Consider the following 17,482-nt stretch of genomic DNA (forward strand, 5'->3'; position numbering starts at 1 on the left):
CTGTACGGGGGTGTCAGAGACCGAGAAGCCAGGTGGCGCCGCCGATCAGGCAGCAGAGGGACACCGTGTGGAAGAACGCCAGCCACACCCCGGCGGGCACATGGGTGAGCCGGGTCAGCTGGTCGGCGTCCGAATCGGGCGCCCCGCCGTGCCGCCGCTTCGCCTGGAGCTCGAAGGGCGGACGCACCCCGCCGAGCAGCAGGAACCACACCACCGCGTAGGCGAAGACGGCCTGGACCTCCGGCGCGGCCAGCCAGGACACCAGGACGAACAGCGCGCCGGTGAGGACCACGCTGAGGATCCCGTACGCGTTGCGCACCATCACCAGCATGGCGAGGAGCAGCGCGGTCGCCACCCACAGCAGCACGGCCACCAGGCCCGCGCCGAGCAGCGCCGCCCCGCCGAGCCCGAGCAGCGGGGCCGCCGTGTAGCCGGCGGCCAGGGTGAGGACGACGCCGAGACCGGTCGGGCGGCCCCGGGTGACGGTGAGGCCGCTGGTGTCCGAGTGCAGCCGGATCGCCTGCAGACGGCGGCCGGCGGCGAGCGCGACCAGGGCGTGACCGCCCTCGTGGGCGATGGTGATCGCGTTCCTGGCGAACAGCCAGATCCGGCGGGGCACGGTGACCGCGAGGGCGGCCACCCCGGTGGCGATCACCAGCCATTCGGCGGGCGCCGCCTGTGGGCTGAAGAGGTCCATCCTCCGGTCCGCTCCTCTCGGGATCGGGAATCGTGGCAGTGTGGCACGTATGTGCGGACGTTTTGCGGCGAGCCGGTCCCCCGAGGAGCTCGTGGAGATCTTCGACGTGGAGATGGGGGTCCCCCCTGTTCGAGCGAAGTCGAGAACTTGGGGGAGGGAGCCGGAGGAGACCCTGGACCAGGACTGGAACGTGGCCCCCACCAAACAGGTCCACGCGGTCCTCGAACGCCCTCTGAAAGACGCGGAGACGCCCCGGCCGGTTCGCCAGCTGCGGACCCTGCGCTGGGGACTGGTCCCGTCCTGGTCGAAGTCGCCGGAGGGCGCCGCCCGGATGATCAACGCCCGGGCCGAGACCCTGCACGAGAAGCCGTCCTTCAAACGCGCCTTCCGGTCCCGCCGCTGCATCGTGCCCGCCGACGGCTATTACGAGTGGGTGACCGGCGCCGCCGAGCGCGACCTGGAGGTCGAGGGGAAGAAGAAGCGGCCCCGCAAGCAGCCGTACTTCGTGACCCCGGCGGACGGCTCGGTCTTCGCCATGGCGGGCCTCTACGAGTTCTGGCGCGACCCCACCCTGCCGCCCGAGCACCCGAACGCCTGGTGGGCCACCTGCTCGGTGATCACCACCGAGGCGGAGACCGGACCGCTCGGCGTGGCACCCGCCGAGGGCCCCGGCTCGCTCGCCGAGATCCACCCCCGGATGCCGCTGATGCTCACCGAGGACCGCTGGGACGCCTGGCTCGACCCGGCCACCACCGGCCTCGACGAACTGCGCGCCCTGCTCGCCCCGCCGCCGGAGGGCCTGATGCGGGCCTACCCGGTCTCCACCGCGGTCAGCAACGTCCGCAACAACGGGCCCGAGCTGCTCACCGAGCTGGAGGGTCCGGAGGTCGGCACGCTGTTCTGAGGCCGGTGTCCGGGGCGGGCGCGGCGGGGGACGGCAGGATGGGGACGTGACGAAGACCGAGACCGTCCCCACCGACGCGGGTGAGGCCCGTATCACCTGGCACACCGCCGTCCGGCCCCGCCGCGTCCTCGCCCTCGGCCACGGCGCCGGCGGCGGCATCGAGGCCCGCGACCTGGCCGCCCTCGCCGCCGCCCTGCCCGCCCGCGGGGTGACCGTCGCCCTGGTCGAGCAGCCCTGGCGGGTCGCCGGCAAGAAGGTCGCTCCCGCCCCGAAGACCCTCGACACCGCCTGGCGCGGCCTCTGGCCCGCCCTCGCCGCGCCCGGCCTCCCGGTGGTCGCGGGCGGCCGCAGCGCCGGCGCCCGGGTCGCCTGCCGCACCGCCGCCGAACTCGGCGCCGCCGCCGTCCTCGCCCTCGCCTTCCCCCTCCACCCCCCGGGGAGGCCCGAGCGCTCCCGCGCCGGGGAACTCCTCTCCACCGGCCTGCCGACCCTCGTCGTCCAGGGCGGCAACGACCCCTTCGGCAGACCCGACGAGTTCCCGGAGGGCCCGTACGGGCTCGTCGGGATCCCGTACGGCGACCACGGCCTCGCCGTCCCCAAGCGGGCGCCCCTCGGCCAGGACGAGGCCCTCGCCCGTGTCACCGGCGCGGTCGGCGACTGGCTCGACGGCCTCGGCTGAACCCCGCCCGGGCCCCGCCGCCGCCCCGGGAATGCGGCGGCGGGCAGCGCTGTTGTGCTGGGCGTCGGTGTGAGAAGCGAGAGAGGGAGTCCGTCGCATGGGTTCGACCATCTGCCCGGAGCGGGCCAGGTCCGCGGAGCTCGACTGGACCGTTCTGCCCGCCCCCAAGGCCGCCCCTATTCGGGCGGCGGGCGGAGCCGTTCCTCGTCTATCCTCCGAGACGAGCGGGTCCGGCACCGGCCCCGTCACCGCGCTGGAGGAGGTGGGTCCGGTCACTGGGACCGACACAGGGACCGACGACGGCCCCGAGGAGACGACCGGGGAGCGCAACGCGCGCTTCGAACGGGACGCCCTCGGCTACCTCGACCAGCTGTACTCGGCCGCGCTGCGGATGACGCGCAACCCCGCGGACGCCGAGGACCTCGTGCAGGAGACCTACGCGAAGGCGTACGGCTCCTTCCACCAGTTCCGCGAGGGCACCAACCTCAAGGCGTGGCTGTACCGCATCCTCACCAACACCTTCATCAACTCGTACCGCAAGAAGCAGCGTGAGCCCCAGCGCAGCGCCGCCGAGGAGATCGAGGACTGGCAGCTCGCCCGCGCCGAGTCGCACATGTCGACCGGTCTGCGCTCCGCCGAGTCGCAGGCCCTCGACCACCTCCCCGACTCGGACGTGAAGGAAGCGCTCCAGGCGATCCCCGAGGAGTTCCGCATCGCGGTCTACCTCGCCGATGTCGAGGGCTTTGCCTACAAGGAGATCGCCGACATCATGGGGACACCCATCGGTACGGTGATGTCCCGGCTGCACCGGGGCCGCCGCCAGCTCCGCGGCATGCTCGAGGACTACGCCCGCGAGCGCGGCCTCGTCCCGGCCGGCGCCGGGGAGTCGTCCCAGGATCGGAAAGGCGCGGACTCATGAGCTGCGGAGAGCCGCACGAGACGGATTGCGCGGAAGTCCTGGACCATCTCTACGAGTTCCTCGACCGTGAGATGCCCGACAGCGACTGCACCAAGTTCGAGGTGCACTTCGAGGAGTGCTCCCCGTGCCTGGAGAAGTACGGCCTGGAGCAGGCGGTGAAGAAGCTCGTCAAGCGCTGTTGCGGAAGCGACGAGGTCCCCACCGACCTGCGCGCCAAGGTCATGGGCCGGATCGACCTGATCCGCGCCGGGCAGCTGGTCCCCGGACAGGACGCGGCCGCCCCGGAGGTCGCCTTCACCCCGGAGACCGTCCTCCCGGAGAAGGCCGCCTTCCACCCGGAGAACACCCCGCCCAAGGAGGCCGCCGTCACCCCGGAGAGCCCGGCCCCCCAGGCCCCGGCCACCCCGGAGTGACCGCGCGGGTGTGCGGACCCCTCCTCGCGCACCGGTCAGCTTGTATCACCCGATGGTAGGAACGGACGGCGGCCCGCCTCCCGCGGCCGCCGTCCTCGCTAGCGTGACCGCGTGACGGTCGTGCAGCCCCTCCCGCGAACGGCCCGCGCGTACATCCTCTGCGCCGCCCTCGGCGCCGGAGCGTGCGCCCTGCCCGCACTTCTCCCCCCGTCGCCCACCCCCTGGGCGACGGCCGGACTCCTCGCCGCCCTGTACGCGCTCGGCGAGCTGCCCGCCCGCTGCCGCCTCCTCGGCCGTTTCCCCAGCGGCTCCGGTGGCTCCGGCGGTTCCGTCCCCGTGGGCGCGGGCTCCTTCTTCCCGGTCCTCCTCGCCGCCGCCCTGCTGCTGCCCCCGGCCGCCGCCGCGCTCACCGCCCTCCCCGGCTGCCTCCTCGCCCGCGTCGACGAAGCCCCCGCCGGCTGGCGCCGCACCTGGCGCACCGCCGCCACCGCCCTCGCCACCTGGGCCGCCGCCCACACCGCCGCGGCCCTGCACGCCCCCGCCGCCCTCGCCACCGGACCCGGCGCCCCCGACGTCCCCCGCGCCCTGGCGGCCGCCCTCGGCGCCGCCCTCGTCCTCTGCCTCGTCCTCACCGCCCTCGACACCGGCGTCCGCGCCCTCGCCGACGGGCTCCCGCTCCGCGCCGCCCGGCGCGGGCACCTCGGCCGCGCCCTCGCCCCGCACCTCGTCCACGGCCTCGCCGGACTCATGATGGCCGTCCTCTGGCGCAGCCCGTACGGCCCCGCCGCCGCCCTCCTCGTCCTGCTGCCCATGTACCTCTCCTGCTGGGTCTTCGCCCAGTACCACCGTGAGCGCGCCGCCCACCAGTCCACCATCCGGGCCCTCGTCCAGGCCGTCGACATCAAGGACAGCTACACCCGCGGCCACAGCGAACGCGTCGGCCACGCCTCCGTCCTGATCGCCCGTGAGCTCGGCATGGACGGCGACCGCCTCGACACCGTCCGCTTCGCCGGCATCCTCCACGACGTCGGCAAGCTCGGCGTCCCCACCCGCGTCCTGCGCAAGGACGGCCCGCTCACCCCCGAGGAGCGCCGGATCATCGAACTCCACCCCGAGTACGGCCACGAGATGATCCGCGGCATCGGCTTCCTCGGCGAGGCCCGCGAGGCCGTCCTCCACCACCACGAGCGGATCGACGGCAGCGGCTACCCGTACGGGCTGCGCGGCGAGGAGATCCCCGAGTGCGCCCGGATCGTCGCCGTCGCCGACGCCTTCGACGCCATGACCTCCACCCGCTCCTACAGCCGTGCCCGGCCCGTCGCGACCGCCCTCGCCGAACTGGAGCGGTGCGCGGGCAGCCACTTCGACCCCCGGATGGTCGACGCGCTCACCCGCGCCCTCGGCAGGTTCTGCCGGAAGCCGGCCGTCACCGCCGACGAACCCGCCGGGCCCGGCGCGCAGGTCCCCGCGCCCCGTACCTCCGCCGCCCAGCCCAAGGAGCCCGCATGAGACCGGGGGCGGTCACCGTCGGCGCCGTCCACACCGCCGCCCTCCTCCTCGCCCTGGCCGGCCTCGTCGGCACCCTCTGGCACGGCGTCGCCGAACCCGGCAACGCCCTCGCCTTCGGCGCCCTCATCGCGCTGGGCGAACTGGCCCGCCGGGGCGCCCGCCCGGGAGAACGCGAACCCGCCCCGCTCGCCGCCGCAGGAGCCCTCGCCTACGCCCTCCTCGGCCACGACGCCGGAGCCGCCACCACCCACGGCGTCCTCCAGACCGTCGCCGTCACCGTCGCCGGCGGGCTCGCCGGGATCGTCCCCCACACCGCCCGCGGCCACGGCCCCGACCGCGACCAGCTCGCCCGTCGGGTCCTCACCGTCGGCTTCGCCGCCCTCTGCTTCCAGCCGCTCTACAAGTCGGACGCTCTCACCGGCCACCTCGGCCTCGGCGCCCCCTACGTCCTCTTCCTGCTCCTCGTCCTCGGACTGACCGGCCTGTGCGACGCGGTCCTCGCCGCCCTGCTGCTCCGCGCCCGCACCGCGTACCCGTACGGCCCCCTCCTCCGCGACGAACTGCGAGCCCTCCTCGGCATCGGCTCCGCCGTCTGCGCCACCGGCGTCGTCATGGCCCTCGGTGTCGCCGCCGCCGGCCTGTGGGCACTGCCCGTCCTCGCCGTGCCGCTGCTGCTCACCCAGGTCTCCTTCCGGCGGTACGCGGCCGTCCGCACCGTCAACCGGCAGACCATCGCCTCCCTCGCCCGGGCGACCGAGATCGCCGGCTGCACCCCGCCCGGCCACGCCCGCCGGGTCGCCGCCCTCTCCACCGCCGTCGGCCGCGAGCTGGGCCTCGGCGGCGACCGGCTGACCGTCCTGGAGTACGCGGCGCTCATGCACGACATCGGCCAGCTCTCCCTCGTCGACCCGGTCGCCGGCGGCGCCACCGCCCTCCTGCCCGCCGAGGAACAGCGCAGGATCGCGCTCCTCGGCGGCGAGGTGGTGCGGATGACCGGCGTCCCGGCGGCCGTCGCCCACATCGTCGAGCGGCAGGCCGACCCGTACCGCGACCAGCCGCTCCCGGCCCGGATCGTCCGCGCCGTGAACGCCTACGACGACCTCGCGGGGGAGGGCGCGGCCGCCGCCCTGGAGGCCCTGGAACAGCTCAGGCTCGGCACCGCCCGCGACTACCACCCGGAGGTCGTCGCCTGCCTGGCCAGGGTCCTCGCCCGCGGCGGGACCCCGGGGGTGACCTCCGTCCCCACGGGGTAACCCATGGGTAATGAGCGCGCGTCCGACCCGGCATGGTTGGATGCGAACAAGAGGGTGAAGCGACCGGCAGGCGGGAATCGTGAGGATCTTCGGGAAGGTACGGCATCGGCCCTCCGCCTCGTGGCGGCAGGCCACCGACCGCGCGTTCACGCTGATCGGCGACGGCCGGTACGAGGACGCGGGCGCGCTGCTCACCCGGGCGGCGGATCTGGAGCCCTGGCTCTCCGAGTCCTGGTTCAACCTGGCGCTGCTGCACAAGTTCCGGCACGACTGGGAGCAGGCGCGGGCCGCCGGACTGCGGGCCGTGGCCCTGCTCGACAAGGAGACCGGCGCCCCCGACTGGTGGAACGTGGGCATCGCCGCCACCGCCCTCCAGGACTGGCCGCTGGCCCGCCGTGCCTGGCAGGCGTACGGGCTCAAGGTCCCCGGGGCCTCCGCGGGCACCGGTGAGCCCGCCGGGATGGAGCTCGGCAGCGCCGCCGTGCGGCTCTCGCCGGAGGGCGAGGCCGAGGTGGTGTGGGGCCGCAGGCTCGACCCGGCCCGCATCGAGGTCCTCTCCATCCCGCTGCCCTCCTCCGGACGGCGCTGGGGCGAGGTCGTCCTCCACGACGGCGTGCCCAACGGCGAGCGCACCACCACGGCGGGCCCCTCCTACCCGGTCTTCGACGAGATCGAGCTGTGGGCCCCCTCCCCGGTCCCCACCTGGGTGGTCCTCCTGGAGGCCGCCACCGAGGCCGACCGGGACGCCCTGGAGCAGCTGGCCGCCGAGGCGGGCTTCGCCGCCGAGGACTGGTCGTCCTCGGTACGGCTCCTCTGCCGGGCCTGCTCCGAGTCGACCATGCCCAGCGCCGAGGGCGAGGGCGACCACGTCGACCCGCACGACCACAGCGAGCCCGGCCACCCGGGCCCGCTCGGCCACCGCTCGCCCGGCGAGCTGTGGGTGCCCGAGCGCGAGTGCGGCATCGCCGCCCCGGCGGACCTGGTCCGCGGCCTCCTCGACGGCTGGGTGGCCGACAGCCCGGACAGCCGCGAGTGGCGTGATCTCGAAGAGGTCTGCTGAGGCCCCCGGTCCCGGCCCCGTAGGCTGTCCCCCGACGGAATCGGGTTTTGCAGGAAGGCGCGGCGGCACATGGCGCAGCAGGAGACGGGCGAGCAGATCTTCACGGGCTACGCCCTGGACGACGACGGCTACATCGTGGACACGGAGGACTGCGAGGCGCGCGAGCTCGCCCACCGCGAGCGCGGCACCTCCCGCCCGATCACGGTGGTCGGCAACCCGGTGCTGCACCACGAGTGCAAGGACGTCACCGAGTTCGGCCCCGAACTCGCGGCCCTGGTCGACGACATGTTCGCCAGCCAGAAGACCGCCGAGGGCGTCGGCCTCGCCGCCAACCAGATCGGCGTCGGCCTGAAGGTCTTCGTCTACGACTGCCCCGACGACGAGGGCGTCCGCCACACCGGCCACGTGATCAACCCGGTCCTCGTCGACCTGCCGGCCGAGCGGCGCCACCTCGACGACTCCAACGAGGGCTGCCTCTCGGTCCCCACCGCCTACGCCTCCCTGGCCCGCCCGGACTACGCCGAGGTCCACGGCCAGGACCTGCACGGCAACCCCATCAAGGTCCGCGGCACCGGCTACTTCGCCCGCTGCCTCCAGCACGAGACGGACCATCTGTACGGCTTCCTGTACATCGACAAGCTCTCCAAGCGCGACCGCAAGGACGCCCTCCGCCAGATGGAGGAGGGCACCCCGCGCTACGAGACCGTCCCGAACGACTGACGCTCCCGTACGTACGCGAAAGGGCCCCGCACCGGCGACGGTGCGGGGCCCTTCCCCGTACGACGACCGCGTCTGCCTCCGGACCGTCCTCGCGGTCCCCCTGGTCCTGCTCACCCTTGCCGCCGCCTCCTTCTGCTACCTGGCGGTGACCATCCGCCCGTCCGGCCCTTGGGAGGACGACGCCCGCGCCGGATTCCACGGCCGTCGCCGGTCAGGGCGTTCCATGCCGTGACGGTGGCACAGGGAAGGGTCTCTGCCTCGGCGTAGGAGAGGAATCCGGCGAAGGACGCGAGGTCGAAACGGCCCCAGTGCAGCATGCCGCCGGCCGTGCCCGCGTCCAGGACGAGCGCGGCCGCGGTGGCCGTCACTCCCACGCCGGTGAGGAAGGCGCGCCCGCTCCGGGTCGCACTCCCGAACCCGAGAGAGCCGGGGCTCGCGAAGCGAAGAACCAGCGGTACGGCGAGCGCGGTGACCAATGCCGCCGGGATCAGTCGTGCGAGCAAGCCACCGACACCGAGGGCGTCTGCCGACGCGGGACCGAGCGCGGTGCCTGCGCCGAGTGCCACAGCCATGACCAGGCCACCGCCCAGCGCCCGGGCCAAGGCCCGGTTCCGTCCGGATGCGGGTGCGGGAGCGGACGCGCGGAGACGAAGAGCTGGCACGATATCTCCCGGCTCGGTGGCTGGTATCGATTTCAGGTACCTGTCCAGTCTCGCCTGCCGCTCCCGCCACCATCTCGTAGTCGCGGAGGAGTTGCCGGTACATCCTTTGACGGAGCACGGTCGCCCGGGTAGCTGCTTCCCCCGCGCCAGGTCCGGCCTTTCTCGCTGCTGGCCCGCCCCGGCCACGCCGAGGTTCGCTCACGGCCGGGATCCGCTCCGCCAGATGACGGAGGGCACCCCGCGCTACAGGGTCGTCCCCAACGACTGATCCTCGCCCCCGCGCGCACCCACGGCGCGGTGGGCGGCCCAGCCGGCCGCCGCGCCGGTCGCGTACCAGAAGAGGTCCGGCGCGTTGAACGTCGTGCCGAGCACGAGGCGCGCGAGGGTGCTGCGCGCGGCCAGTTCCGCCGGTACGCCGGTCAGCTGGAACAGCTCCACGGCGCAGCTGAACCCGAGGGCGACCCCGGCCGCCACGACCGGCCGCACGCGGGGCGCGACCAGGACGACCAGGGTCAGGACCAGGATCGTGTAGAGGGCGTCCCCCGCCTACTTGGCGGCCACGCCCGGCGCCGCGGCCCTGATTCCCAGGCCCGCGGCGACGGTGAGCAGTGCGGCGGCGCACGCCGTGAGCCGCGTCCGCAATCAGAAGTCCTCGTCCAGGTCCACCGAGCCCTCGACCGCCACCTGGTAGGCGGACGGGCGGCGCTCGAAGAAGTTGGTGAGCTCCTGGACGCCCTGGAGCTCCATGAAGGCGAAGGGGTTCTCGGAGCCGTACACCGGGGCGAAGCCGAGGCGCTGGAGGCGCTGGTCGGCGACGCACTGGAGGTACTCGCGCATCGACTCGGTGTTCATGCCGGGCAGGCCGTCGCCGCACAGGTCGCGGCCGAACTGGAGCTCCGCCTCGACGGCCTCCTTCAGCATGTCCGTGACTTGCCGCTGGAGTTCGTCGTCGAAGAGCTCCGGCTCCTCCTTGCGGACCGTGTCCACGACCTCGAAGGCGAAGTTCATGTGCATGGTCTCGTCGCGGAAGACCCAGTTGGTGCCGGTCGCCAGGCCGTGCAGCAGGCCGCGGGAGCGGAACCAGTACACGTAGGCGAAGGCGCCGTAGAAGAACAGGCCCTCGATGCAGGCGGCGAAGCAGATCAGGTTGAGGAGGAAGCGGCGGCGGTCGGCCTGGGTCTCCAGGCGGTCGATCTTCTCCACCGAGTCCATCCAGCGGAAGCAGAACTGCGCCTTCTCGCGGATGGACGGGATGTTCTCGACGGCCGCGAAGGCCGCCGCGCGGTCCTCCGGGTCGGGGAGGTAGGTGTCCAGGAGGGTCAGGTAGAACTGGACGTGCACCGCCTCCTCGAAGAGCTGGCGGCTCAGGTAGAGCCGCGCCTCCGGGGAGTTGATGTGCTTGTAGAGCGTGAGGACCAGGTTGTTCGCCACGATCGAGTCGCCGGTCGCGAAGAAGGCGACCAGGCGGCCGATCATATGCTGCTCACCGGGGGTGAGCTTGGCGAGGTCCGCCACGTCCGAGTGGAGGTCGACCTCCTCGACCGTCCAGGTGTTCTTGATGGCGTCCCGGTAGCGCTCGTAGAAGTCCGGGTAGCGCATCGGCCGCAGGGTCAGTTCGAAGCCCGGGTCGAGCAGGTTGTTCTTGCGGGTGGTCGGGCTGGTCACTGGCAGGCCTCGCAGGACTCGGGGTTTTCCAGGGAGCAGGCGACGGCGTCGGCGTCGGGCGTCGCCTGCTGGACGGGGATGGTGGTGGCCTGGGCGGCGCGGGCGATCCTCGTCGCCGGGCGCGAGCGCAGGTAGTACGTGGTCTTCAGGCCCTGCTTCCAGGCGTACGCGTACATCGACGACAGCTTGCCGATGGTCGGCGTCTCCATGAACAGGTTCAGGGACTGCGACTGGTCGAGGAACGGCGTGCGGGCCGCCGCCATGTCGATGAGGCCGCGCTGCGGGATCTCCCACGCCGTGCGGTACAGCGCGCGGACCTCGGCCGGCACCCAGGTGAAGCCCTGTACCGAGCCGTTGGACTCGCGCAGCGCCTCGCGGGTCTGCGCGTCCCACACGCCGAGCTTCTTGAGGTCCTCCACCAGGTAGCCGTTGACCTGGAGGAACTCGCCGCTCAGCGTCTCGCGCTTGAAGAGGTTGGAGACCTGCGGCTCGATGCACTCGTACACGCCCGCGATCGACGCGATCGTCGCGGTCGGGGCGATGGCGAGGAGGAGGCTGTTGCGCATGCCGACGGCGGCGACGCGCTCGCGCAGCGCGGCCCAGCGCTCCGGCCAGGTGAGCTCCACGTCGTAGTGGTCGGGGTGGAGGACGCCCTGCGCGGTGCGGGTCTTCTCCCAGGCCGGGAGGGGGCCGTTGCGCTCGGCGAGGTCGGCGGACGCCTCGTACGCGGCGAGCATGATCCGCTCGGCGATCCGGGTGGACAGGGCGCGGGCCTCGGCGGAGTCGAAGGGCAGCCGCAGCTTGAAGAAGACGTCCTGGAGGCCCATCGCGCCCAGGCCCACCGGGCGCCACTTGGCGTTGGAGCGGCCGGCCTGCTCGGTCGGGTAGAAGTTGATGTCCACGACCCGGTCGAGGAAGGTCACGGCGGTGCGGACGGTGGCGTCGAGGCGGTCCCAGTCGATGTCGCCGGTCCCGGTGTCGACGAACGCGCCGAGGTTGACCGAGCCGAGGTTGCAGACGGCCGTCTCGCCGTCGTTCGTGACCTCGATGATCTCGGTGCACAGGTTCGAGGAGTGGACGACCGTGCCGGGCTCGGCGGTCTGGTTGGCCGTACGGTTCGAGGCGTCCTTGAAGGTCATCCAGCCGTTGCCGGTCTGGGCCAGGGTCCGCATCATCCGGCCGTACAGGTCGCGGGCCGGCATCGTCCTGCGGGCCAGGCCCTTGGCCTCGGCGGCGCGGTAGGCGGCGTCGAACTCCTCGCCCCACAGGTCGACGAGCTCGGGCACGTCGGCGGGGGAGAAGAGCGACCACTCGGCGTCCGCGTTCACCCGGCGCATGAACTCGTCCGGGATCCAGTGGGCGAGGTTCAGGTTGTGGGTGCGGCGGGCGTCCTCGCCGGTGTTGTCGCGGAGCTCCAGGAACTCCTCGATGTCGGCGTGCCAGGTCTCCAGGTAGACGGCGGCGGCGCCCTTGCGGCGGCCGCCCTGGTTCACGGCGGCGACCGAGGCGTCCAGGGTCTTCAGGAAGGGCACGATGCCGTTGGAGTGGCCGTTGGTGCCGCGGATGAGGGAGCCGCGCGAGCGGATCCGCGTGTAGGACAGGCCGATGCCGCCGGCGTGCTTCGACAGGCGCGCGACCTGGTGGTAGCGGTCGTAGATCGAGTCCAGCTCGTCCAGCGGGGAGTCGAGCAGGTAGCAGGAGGACATCTGCGGGTGGCGGGTGCCCGAGTTGAAGAGCGTGGGGGAGGAGGGCAGGTAGTCCAGACGGCTCATCAGGCCGTACAGCGCCGCCACCTCGTCCAGGGCGCGGGCGCTGTCGTCCTCGGCGAGGCCGGCGGCGACCCGGAGCATGAAGTGCTGCGGGGTCTCGATGACCTTGCGGGTGATCGGGTGGCGCAGCAGGTAGCGCGAGTAGAGGGTCCGCAGGCCGAAGTAGCCGAAGCGGTCGTCGGCGGCCGGGTCGATCAGCGCGTCCATCCGGTCCGCGTGCAGCGCCACGAGGGCGGCGGTGCGGTCGGCGATCAGGCCCTCGCGGTGGCCGGTGGCGACCGAGGCGGAGAAGGAGACCGCGCCCTGCGAGGCCGCTTCCTCGGCGATCGTGAGCGTCAGCAGCCGGGCGGCGAGCCGGGAGTAGGCGGGGTCCTCCGCGATGAGGCCCGCGGCGGCCTCGGTGGCCAGTTCGCGCAGCTCCGCCTCGTCCGACCCGGCGTGCCGGCCGCGCAGCGCGGCGGCGGCGACCCGGCCGGGGTCGGTGTCGGTGAGGTCGGCGGTGAGGTCGGTCAGGGTCCGCAGCAGTACTGTCCCGGGGCCGTCGCTCTCGCTCGCGGTGGCCTCGGCGGCTGACGGACCCGCAGGCGCGATGGTCACGTGGGGGCTCTCCCTCGCTCGGTTCGGGGCCATGGCGGGGAGGGGTGGGCGGGCACCCGTACGCGCGGAAGTGCCCGTGTCCACCGGCCCATTCCGCGAGGCCCGGACGTCGTCGGCACCCGGAACGGACGGACCGGGCGCGCTGTCGGCAGGTGCTCGGACTCGCCTCGTACGAAAGCGTATGAAGCACACCGTTGCGGGACAGTTCCGGATTCGCACCGGATTCCCCTGCGGTGACAGCGAGGACGAGCATACATGTGGGGGGCGCCGATCTCGGCACCCCCCACATGTTGTGTCCCCGCTCGCTTCCTCGGTCGCTTCTCCGGCTGCTTCTCCGGTCGTTCCCGGCTTCCGCGTTCAGAGTTCCAGGGCGTACGTGAGCAGGAGCAGGCCGGGGACCGGCGACCAGTCCCGCTCCGGGGTGCGGACGAAGCCGAGGCGCTCGTAGATCCGGTGGGCCCGGACCATGCCGGGCTGGGTGGAGAGCACGAGCCGCGTACTGCCCAGGGCCCGGGCCCGGTCGACGCAGGCCCGTACCAGCGCCTCGCCGACGCCCCGGCCGCGCGCCGCGTGGGCGACCGCCAGCATCCGGAACTCGGCCTCGCCCTCGACGGCGATGTCGGCGTACTCCCGCCCGCCGGCCGTGAAGGCGACCCCGCCGAGCACCGTCCCGTCCTCGTCGTCCACCGCCACGAGCACCTCGGCCTCGGCGGCCCTGTGCGCCACGTCCCGCAGGACGTGCAGGTAGTCGTCGTCCTCGCCGAGGTCGAGGTGCCCGTCGTCGAGGTAGGCCCGTGCGGTGACCTCGCCCAGCTCCTCGTACTCTTCCGGCCGTACGGGCCTGATCGTGAAGTCCATGTCCGGCAGTCTGCCCCGCTCAGCCGCTCGCGCCCACCGCGTTGTCCGGCGCCCCGTCGCCGACGGGCGGCAGGTCGCCGCGCTCGACGGGCGGGCCGCCGCCGGTGGACTTCGGCAGGACGGCGTCGAGTTCGGTGTCGTCGGCGCGGTGGGCCTTCGCCGCCGCCTGCCGCAGGAGGTCGCGGGGGACGGTGAGCGGGGCGGCGACCTCGACGCGGAGCCCGTTCTCGTTCCGCAGGTAGGCGTGCTGCTCGCCGGTGCGCCGGTACCAGCCGTCGCCCTCGGCCACGCAGGAGTCGCCCTTGGCGGGGCCCGCGACGCACTCCTCGGCGCGGAAGGGCCGCCGTTCGGCGGTGAGCGTGAGGTTGCCGCCGCCGTCCTCGCGTACGTACACGATCTGGAAGCCGTCGTCGCCGACGACCCCGGCGGACTGGAGCGCCGGCGCGTACCCCTCGGCCTCGGTGACGTAGACGTGCTCGACACGGATCTGGGCGTGCCGGGCGCGGGCCTCCAGGGCGCTCCGGTCGGGCGGCGGCGGGGGTGTGCCGCCCGCCGTCACGGTGCCGCAGCCGGTGACGGCGAGCAGGAGCAGCAGGAGGGGCGCGGTCCGGGGGCGCATGGGGGCCTTTCCGTGGTGGGTACGCGGCAAGGCCGCCCGGCCTGGGAGGCGGGCGGCCCGTGGGATGGTACGGCGGGGCTCAGTGGCTGCCGGCGCCGACCTTCGGCAGCTCGGTGCGGACCCCGGCGTCGCCGGCGTCGGCCGTGTAGTCCGAGGGCGAGGTCTCGTCGACGCCCTCGGGGGCCTTGGCGGCCTTGAGGACGAAGGTGAGGACCACCGTCACGAGGACGTTGAGCACGAAGGCGGTGAGGCCGATGTAGCCGATCTCGCCGATGCCGGGGATCTCGGCGGAGGAGCCGCCGAAGTGCTTCTGCTTCGGCGTCGACACGTTGTACGCGGCGATCGTGCCGTACACCATGCCGACGGCCCAGCCGGCGAGCAGCGCCCAGCGGTGGAACCAGCGGGTGAACAGGCCGCCGACCAGGGCCGGGAAGGTCTGGAGGATCCAGATGCCGCCCAGCAGCTGGAAGTTGATGGCGACCGTCTTGTCCATGGTGAGGACGAAGACGAGGGCGCCGACCTTCACCAGGAGGGAGACCAGCTTGGAGACCTTGGTCTCCTGCTCGGGAGTGGCCCCGGGCTTGAGGAAGTCCTTGTAGATGTTCCGGGTGAAGAGGTTGGCGGCGGCGATCGACATGATCGCGGCCGGGACGAGCGCGCCGATGCCGATGGCGGCGAAGGCCACGCCCGCGAACCAGGCGGGGAACATGTTCTCGAACAGCTGCGGGATGGCGAGCTGCCCGTTCTCGACCTGGACCCCGGCGGCGATCGCCATGAAGCCGAGCAGCGCGAGCAGGCCCAGCATCAGCGAGTAGAGCGGCAGGATCGTGGTGTTGCGGCGGATGACCTCGCGGCTCCTGGACGACAGGGTCGCCGTGATGGAGTGCGGGTACATGAAGAGCGCGAGCGCCGAGCCGAACGCCAGCGTCGCGTACGTCCACTGCCCGGCCTCCGACGGGATGAGCCCGCCCACCTTGTTGGCGGTGAACTTCTCGTTCGCCGCGCCGAAGATCTCGCCGAAGCCGCCCAGTTTGATCGGGATGTAGATGATCGCCACGGCGATCACCAGGTAGATCAGGGTGTCCTTGACGAAGGCGATGAGGGCGGGCGCGCGCAGACCCGAGGAGTAGGTGTACGCGGCGAGCACGCCGAAGGCGATGAGCAGCGGCAGGTCCTTGACGAACCAGTGGGTGTCCTCGCCGCCGCCGACGCCCATCACGTCCAGGACGGCCTGGATGCCGACGAGCTGGAGCGCGATGTACGGCATCGTGGCGAGGATGCCGGTGACGGCGACCGCGAGGGAGAGGCCCTTGGAGCCGAAGCGGCCGCGGACGAAGTCGGAGGTGGTCACGTACCCGTGCTTGTGCGAGACCGACCAGAGGCGGGGCAGGAAGGTGAAGATCAGCGGGTAGACGAGGATGGTGTACGGGACGGCGAAGAAGCCGGCCGCGCCCGCCGCGTAGATGGCGGCGGGGACGGCGACGAAGGTGTACGCGGTGTAGAGGTCGCCGCCGAGCAGGAACCAGGTCACCCAGGTGCCGAACGAACGGCCGCCCAGGCCCCATTCGTCGAGACTGTTCTCGTTCTCCGCCTTTCGCCATTTCGCGGCGAGAAAGCCCATGACCGTGACGGCCAGGAAGAAGAAGACGAAGACGGAGAGCGCGACGACGTTGACGTCCTTCATCGCCCCTCACCCCCCTGGGCGGCGCGGCGGGCGCGCTGGTCGCGCTGCCAGAGCTTGTACGCGACGGCGGTGAGCGCGGTGGCGATCAGCACCCACAGCATCTGGTACCAGTAGAAGAACGGGATTCCGGCGAGAAGCGGTTCGGTCTTCGCGTACGAACCCACCCACAGCATCGCGACGAACGGGGCGATCAGGCAGAGCGCGATGACGATTCTGACCGGTGTGACGACTGGTGCTTTTCCTGTGGTGGTCTGTGACATGGTGAATGGGAGTCCCCTCGTTGCACACCGGTTGACGCCGACGAAATGTAGGGGACCCTTCGTCTTCGCGGAACCCCCGACCTCCTCACGGATGGCGGGAGCCGTCGGTTCGGTTCAGAGCCAGCCTTCCTTCACCGCCCGTGCGCCGGCCTCGAAGCGGCTGCGGGCGCCCAGCCGGGACATCAGCTCCGAGCTCATCCGGCGCACGGTCCGCAGCGAGACGCCGAGCCGCCGGGCGGCGATGTCGTCGGTGCAGCCGATGCCAAGCAGCATGACCAGTTCCCGTTCCTGCGGGGAGAGGTCGTGCGCGTCGCGGCGGGGTGTCTCGCCGAAGGGGGTGCCCACCGCCCACAGGCGCTCGAAGAGGACGACGAGGGCGTGGACGAGGCCGGGGCTGCGTACTTCGAGGGCGCCGGCCCGGCCGTCCTCCGGGTCGACCGGGACGAGCGCGGCCTCCCTGTCGACGATCACCATGAGCAGCGGGACGACGGGCACCGTCCTTGCCTCGCCGCCGAGTTCGCAGTACCAGCGTACGTAGTCGACGGTCGGCTGGTCGTTGCGGAGGCTCTCCTGGTAGACGGAGCGGATGCGGACCCCGCGCTCCAGGGCGAGCTGGTCGAGGGGTCGGCTGGCGTCCATGGTGTCGGGGAGCTGGGCGCCTCCCACGAGGAGGGAGAGGCACTCCTCGCGGGCTCCCGAGGCGAGGGCTTCGAGCCGGTCGCGTACGGCTTCCAGGCCCACCACGCGCTCCACCACGTCGTGGGTGGGGCCGCCTCCTCCGGGGCCCCCGGGGAGTGTGGCGAGGATGTCGGCCACCGCCCGCTCGGCCCGTTCGACCTCTCGGCGGCGCCGGTTCAACTCGGCCTCGGCGCGGGCGAGCAGGAAGGAGAAGCTGACCTCGGGGTTGAAGGGCGTGGGGTCGTCGCCGCCGTCCTCCATGGCGACGAGGCGGGCCTCGGCGAGCCGCCCGATGGCCTCGCGGACCCGGTCCTCCGTCCAGTCGAGCCGGGCGGCCAGCTCCGCCACCCCGTCCTCGGGCCGTTCCAGCATGAGCCGGTAGACGGTCTCCGCGGACCGCTGAATTCCCAGCGCCTCCAACAACGCGTCATCCCCCCAGGTATGGCCTGTGTGCGTCGCGTGCGTGCGGTGATCGTAGGCTGCCGCCCGTCTTCAGGTCTAGTCCAATGGGGGGGTGCCGGGAGTTCGTCAGGTCG

General features: G+C 72.7%; 17 protein-coding genes, 1 pseudogene and 1 riboswitch. Of the genes and pseudogenes, 8 read left to right on the top strand and 10 right to left on the bottom strand.

Annotated elements, in window-relative coordinates; all coding sequences use genetic code 11:
- Positions 1 to 13 precede the first annotated feature (13 nt).
- Entirely contained in the window at positions 14 to 697 is a 684-nt protein-coding gene (locus QK442_RS13945; protein WP_282694239.1) for a M50 family metallopeptidase, read from the bottom strand.
- A gap of 49 nt (positions 698 to 746) precedes the next feature.
- On the opposite strand from QK442_RS13945, the gene QK442_RS13950 reads away from it, so the two are divergent.
- The 8 genes from QK442_RS13950 to def all read left to right on the top strand — a co-directional run bounded on the left by QK442_RS13950 (position 747) and on the right by def (position 8,154).
- Positions 747 to 1,601 carry an SOS response-associated peptidase gene (locus QK442_RS13950; protein ID WP_282694240.1) on the top strand — a complete coding sequence of 285 codons (855 nt, stop codon included), beginning with the start codon at positions 747 to 749 and terminating at the stop codon, positions 1,599 to 1,601.
- A 46-nt stretch (positions 1,602 to 1,647) separates the two neighbouring features.
- A complete protein-coding gene (locus QK442_RS13955) occupies positions 1,648 to 2,280 on the top strand; it encodes an alpha/beta family hydrolase (protein WP_282694241.1) in 633 nt (210 codons plus the stop codon).
- A 262-nt stretch (positions 2,281 to 2,542) separates the two neighbouring features.
- Positions 2,543 to 3,199 (top strand): sigma-70 family RNA polymerase sigma factor, encoded by a 657-nt coding sequence (locus QK442_RS13960; RefSeq protein WP_282694288.1) that lies wholly within the window; start codon positions 2,543 to 2,545, stop codon positions 3,197 to 3,199.
- Positions 3,196 to 3,612, top strand: a complete 417-nt coding sequence (rsrA, locus tag QK442_RS13965) for a mycothiol system anti-sigma-R factor (RefSeq protein WP_282694242.1) — start codon at positions 3,196 to 3,198, stop codon at positions 3,610 to 3,612. Before QK442_RS13960 ends, rsrA begins: the two co-directional genes overlap by 4 nt.
- 120 nt (positions 3,613 to 3,732) lie before the next feature.
- The gene (locus QK442_RS13970; protein ID WP_282694289.1) at positions 3,733 to 5,121 is read left to right on the top strand and encodes an HD-GYP domain-containing protein; all 1,389 of its coding nucleotides are present in this window, start codon (positions 3,733 to 3,735) and stop codon (positions 5,119 to 5,121) included.
- The gene (locus QK442_RS13975) at positions 5,118 to 6,374 is read left to right on the top strand and encodes an HD domain-containing protein (protein WP_282694243.1); all 1,257 of its coding nucleotides are present in this window, start codon (positions 5,118 to 5,120) and stop codon (positions 6,372 to 6,374) included. Before QK442_RS13970 ends, QK442_RS13975 begins: the two co-directional genes overlap by 4 nt.
- Before the next feature lie 79 nt (positions 6,375 to 6,453).
- A complete protein-coding gene (locus QK442_RS13980) occupies positions 6,454 to 7,434 on the top strand; it encodes a hypothetical protein (protein WP_282694244.1) in 981 nt (326 codons plus the stop codon).
- Positions 7,435 to 7,503: 69 nt separating this feature from the next.
- Complete coding sequence (gene def, locus QK442_RS13985; RefSeq protein ID WP_282694245.1) at positions 7,504 to 8,154, top strand: peptide deformylase; 651 nt, start codon at positions 7,504 to 7,506, stop codon at positions 8,152 to 8,154.
- Between the two features lie 110 nt (positions 8,155 to 8,264).
- Here def and QK442_RS13990 read toward each other — a convergent pair whose 3' ends face one another.
- The 9 genes and pseudogenes from QK442_RS13990 to QK442_RS14030 all read right to left on the bottom strand — a co-directional run bounded on the left by QK442_RS13990 (position 8,265) and on the right by QK442_RS14030 (position 17,369).
- Positions 8,265 to 8,726 carry a hypothetical protein gene (locus QK442_RS13990; RefSeq protein WP_282694246.1) on the bottom strand — a complete coding sequence of 154 codons (462 nt, stop codon included), beginning with the start codon at positions 8,724 to 8,726 and terminating at the stop codon, positions 8,265 to 8,267.
- A gap of 333 nt (positions 8,727 to 9,059) precedes the next feature.
- Positions 9,060 to 9,458, bottom strand: a pseudogene (locus QK442_RS13995) (DUF2809 domain-containing protein).
- Entirely contained in the window at positions 9,459 to 10,481 is a 1,023-nt protein-coding gene (locus QK442_RS14000) for a ribonucleotide-diphosphate reductase subunit beta (protein WP_282694247.1), read from the bottom strand. It abuts the pseudogene before it with no gap.
- On the bottom strand, positions 10,478 to 12,847 hold the full coding sequence (locus QK442_RS14005; RefSeq protein ID WP_282694248.1) for a ribonucleoside-diphosphate reductase subunit alpha: 2,370 nt from the start codon (positions 12,845 to 12,847) through the stop codon (positions 10,478 to 10,480). Before QK442_RS14005 ends, QK442_RS14000 begins: the two co-directional genes overlap by 4 nt.
- Before the next feature lie 129 nt (positions 12,848 to 12,976).
- A riboswitch (cobalamin riboswitch) is annotated at positions 12,977 to 13,134 on the bottom strand.
- 70 nt (positions 13,135 to 13,204) lie between these two features.
- Complete coding sequence (locus QK442_RS14010; protein WP_282694249.1) at positions 13,205 to 13,705, bottom strand: GNAT family N-acetyltransferase; 501 nt, start codon at positions 13,703 to 13,705, stop codon at positions 13,205 to 13,207.
- Between the two features lie 19 nt (positions 13,706 to 13,724).
- Complete coding sequence (locus QK442_RS14015; protein ID WP_282694250.1) at positions 13,725 to 14,324, bottom strand: hypothetical protein; 600 nt, start codon at positions 14,322 to 14,324, stop codon at positions 13,725 to 13,727.
- A 79-nt stretch (positions 14,325 to 14,403) separates the two neighbouring features.
- Entirely contained in the window at positions 14,404 to 16,008 is a 1,605-nt protein-coding gene (locus tag QK442_RS14020; RefSeq protein WP_282694251.1) for a sodium:solute symporter family protein, read from the bottom strand.
- The gene (locus QK442_RS14025) at positions 16,005 to 16,268 is read right to left on the bottom strand and encodes a DUF3311 domain-containing protein (RefSeq protein WP_282694252.1); all 264 of its coding nucleotides are present in this window, start codon (positions 16,266 to 16,268) and stop codon (positions 16,005 to 16,007) included. The genes QK442_RS14020 and QK442_RS14025 overlap by 4 nt, the downstream gene beginning before the upstream one ends.
- Positions 16,269 to 16,382: 114 nt before the next feature.
- On the bottom strand, positions 16,383 to 17,369 hold the full coding sequence (locus tag QK442_RS14030) for a helix-turn-helix transcriptional regulator (RefSeq protein ID WP_282694253.1): 987 nt from the start codon (positions 17,367 to 17,369) through the stop codon (positions 16,383 to 16,385).
- Positions 17,370 to 17,482: the final 113 nt, after the last annotated feature.

The organism is Streptomyces sp. CC208A (genome assembly GCF_030010625.1).
In the GTDB taxonomy this organism is placed as follows: domain Bacteria; phylum Actinomycetota; class Actinomycetes; order Streptomycetales; family Streptomycetaceae; genus Streptomyces.

Coding starts and splice junctions, on each gene's coding strand:
- QK442_RS13945 (WP_282694239.1), bottom strand. CDS start 697: ATGGACCTCTTCAGCCCACAGGCGGCGCCCGCCGAATGGCTGGTGATC.
- def (WP_282694245.1), top strand. CDS start 7,504: ATGGCGCAGCAGGAGACGGGCGAGCAGATCTTCACGGGCTACGCCCTG.
- QK442_RS14020 (WP_282694251.1), bottom strand. CDS start 16,008: ATGAAGGACGTCAACGTCGTCGCGCTCTCCGTCTTCGTCTTCTTCTTC.
- QK442_RS14025 (WP_282694252.1), bottom strand. CDS start 16,268: ATGTCACAGACCACCACAGGAAAAGCACCAGTCGTCACACCGGTCAGA.
- QK442_RS13950 (WP_282694240.1), top strand. CDS start 747: ATGTGCGGACGTTTTGCGGCGAGCCGGTCCCCCGAGGAGCTCGTGGAG.
- QK442_RS14010 (WP_282694249.1), bottom strand. CDS start 13,705: ATGGACTTCACGATCAGGCCCGTACGGCCGGAAGAGTACGAGGAGCTG.
- QK442_RS13975 (WP_282694243.1), top strand. CDS start 5,118: ATGAGACCGGGGGCGGTCACCGTCGGCGCCGTCCACACCGCCGCCCTC.
- QK442_RS14015 (WP_282694250.1), bottom strand. CDS start 14,324: ATGCGCCCCCGGACCGCGCCCCTCCTGCTGCTCCTGCTCGCCGTCACC.
- QK442_RS13990 (WP_282694246.1), bottom strand. CDS start 8,726: ATGGCTGTGGCACTCGGCGCAGGCACCGCGCTCGGTCCCGCGTCGGCA.
- rsrA (WP_282694242.1), top strand. CDS start 3,196: ATGAGCTGCGGAGAGCCGCACGAGACGGATTGCGCGGAAGTCCTGGAC.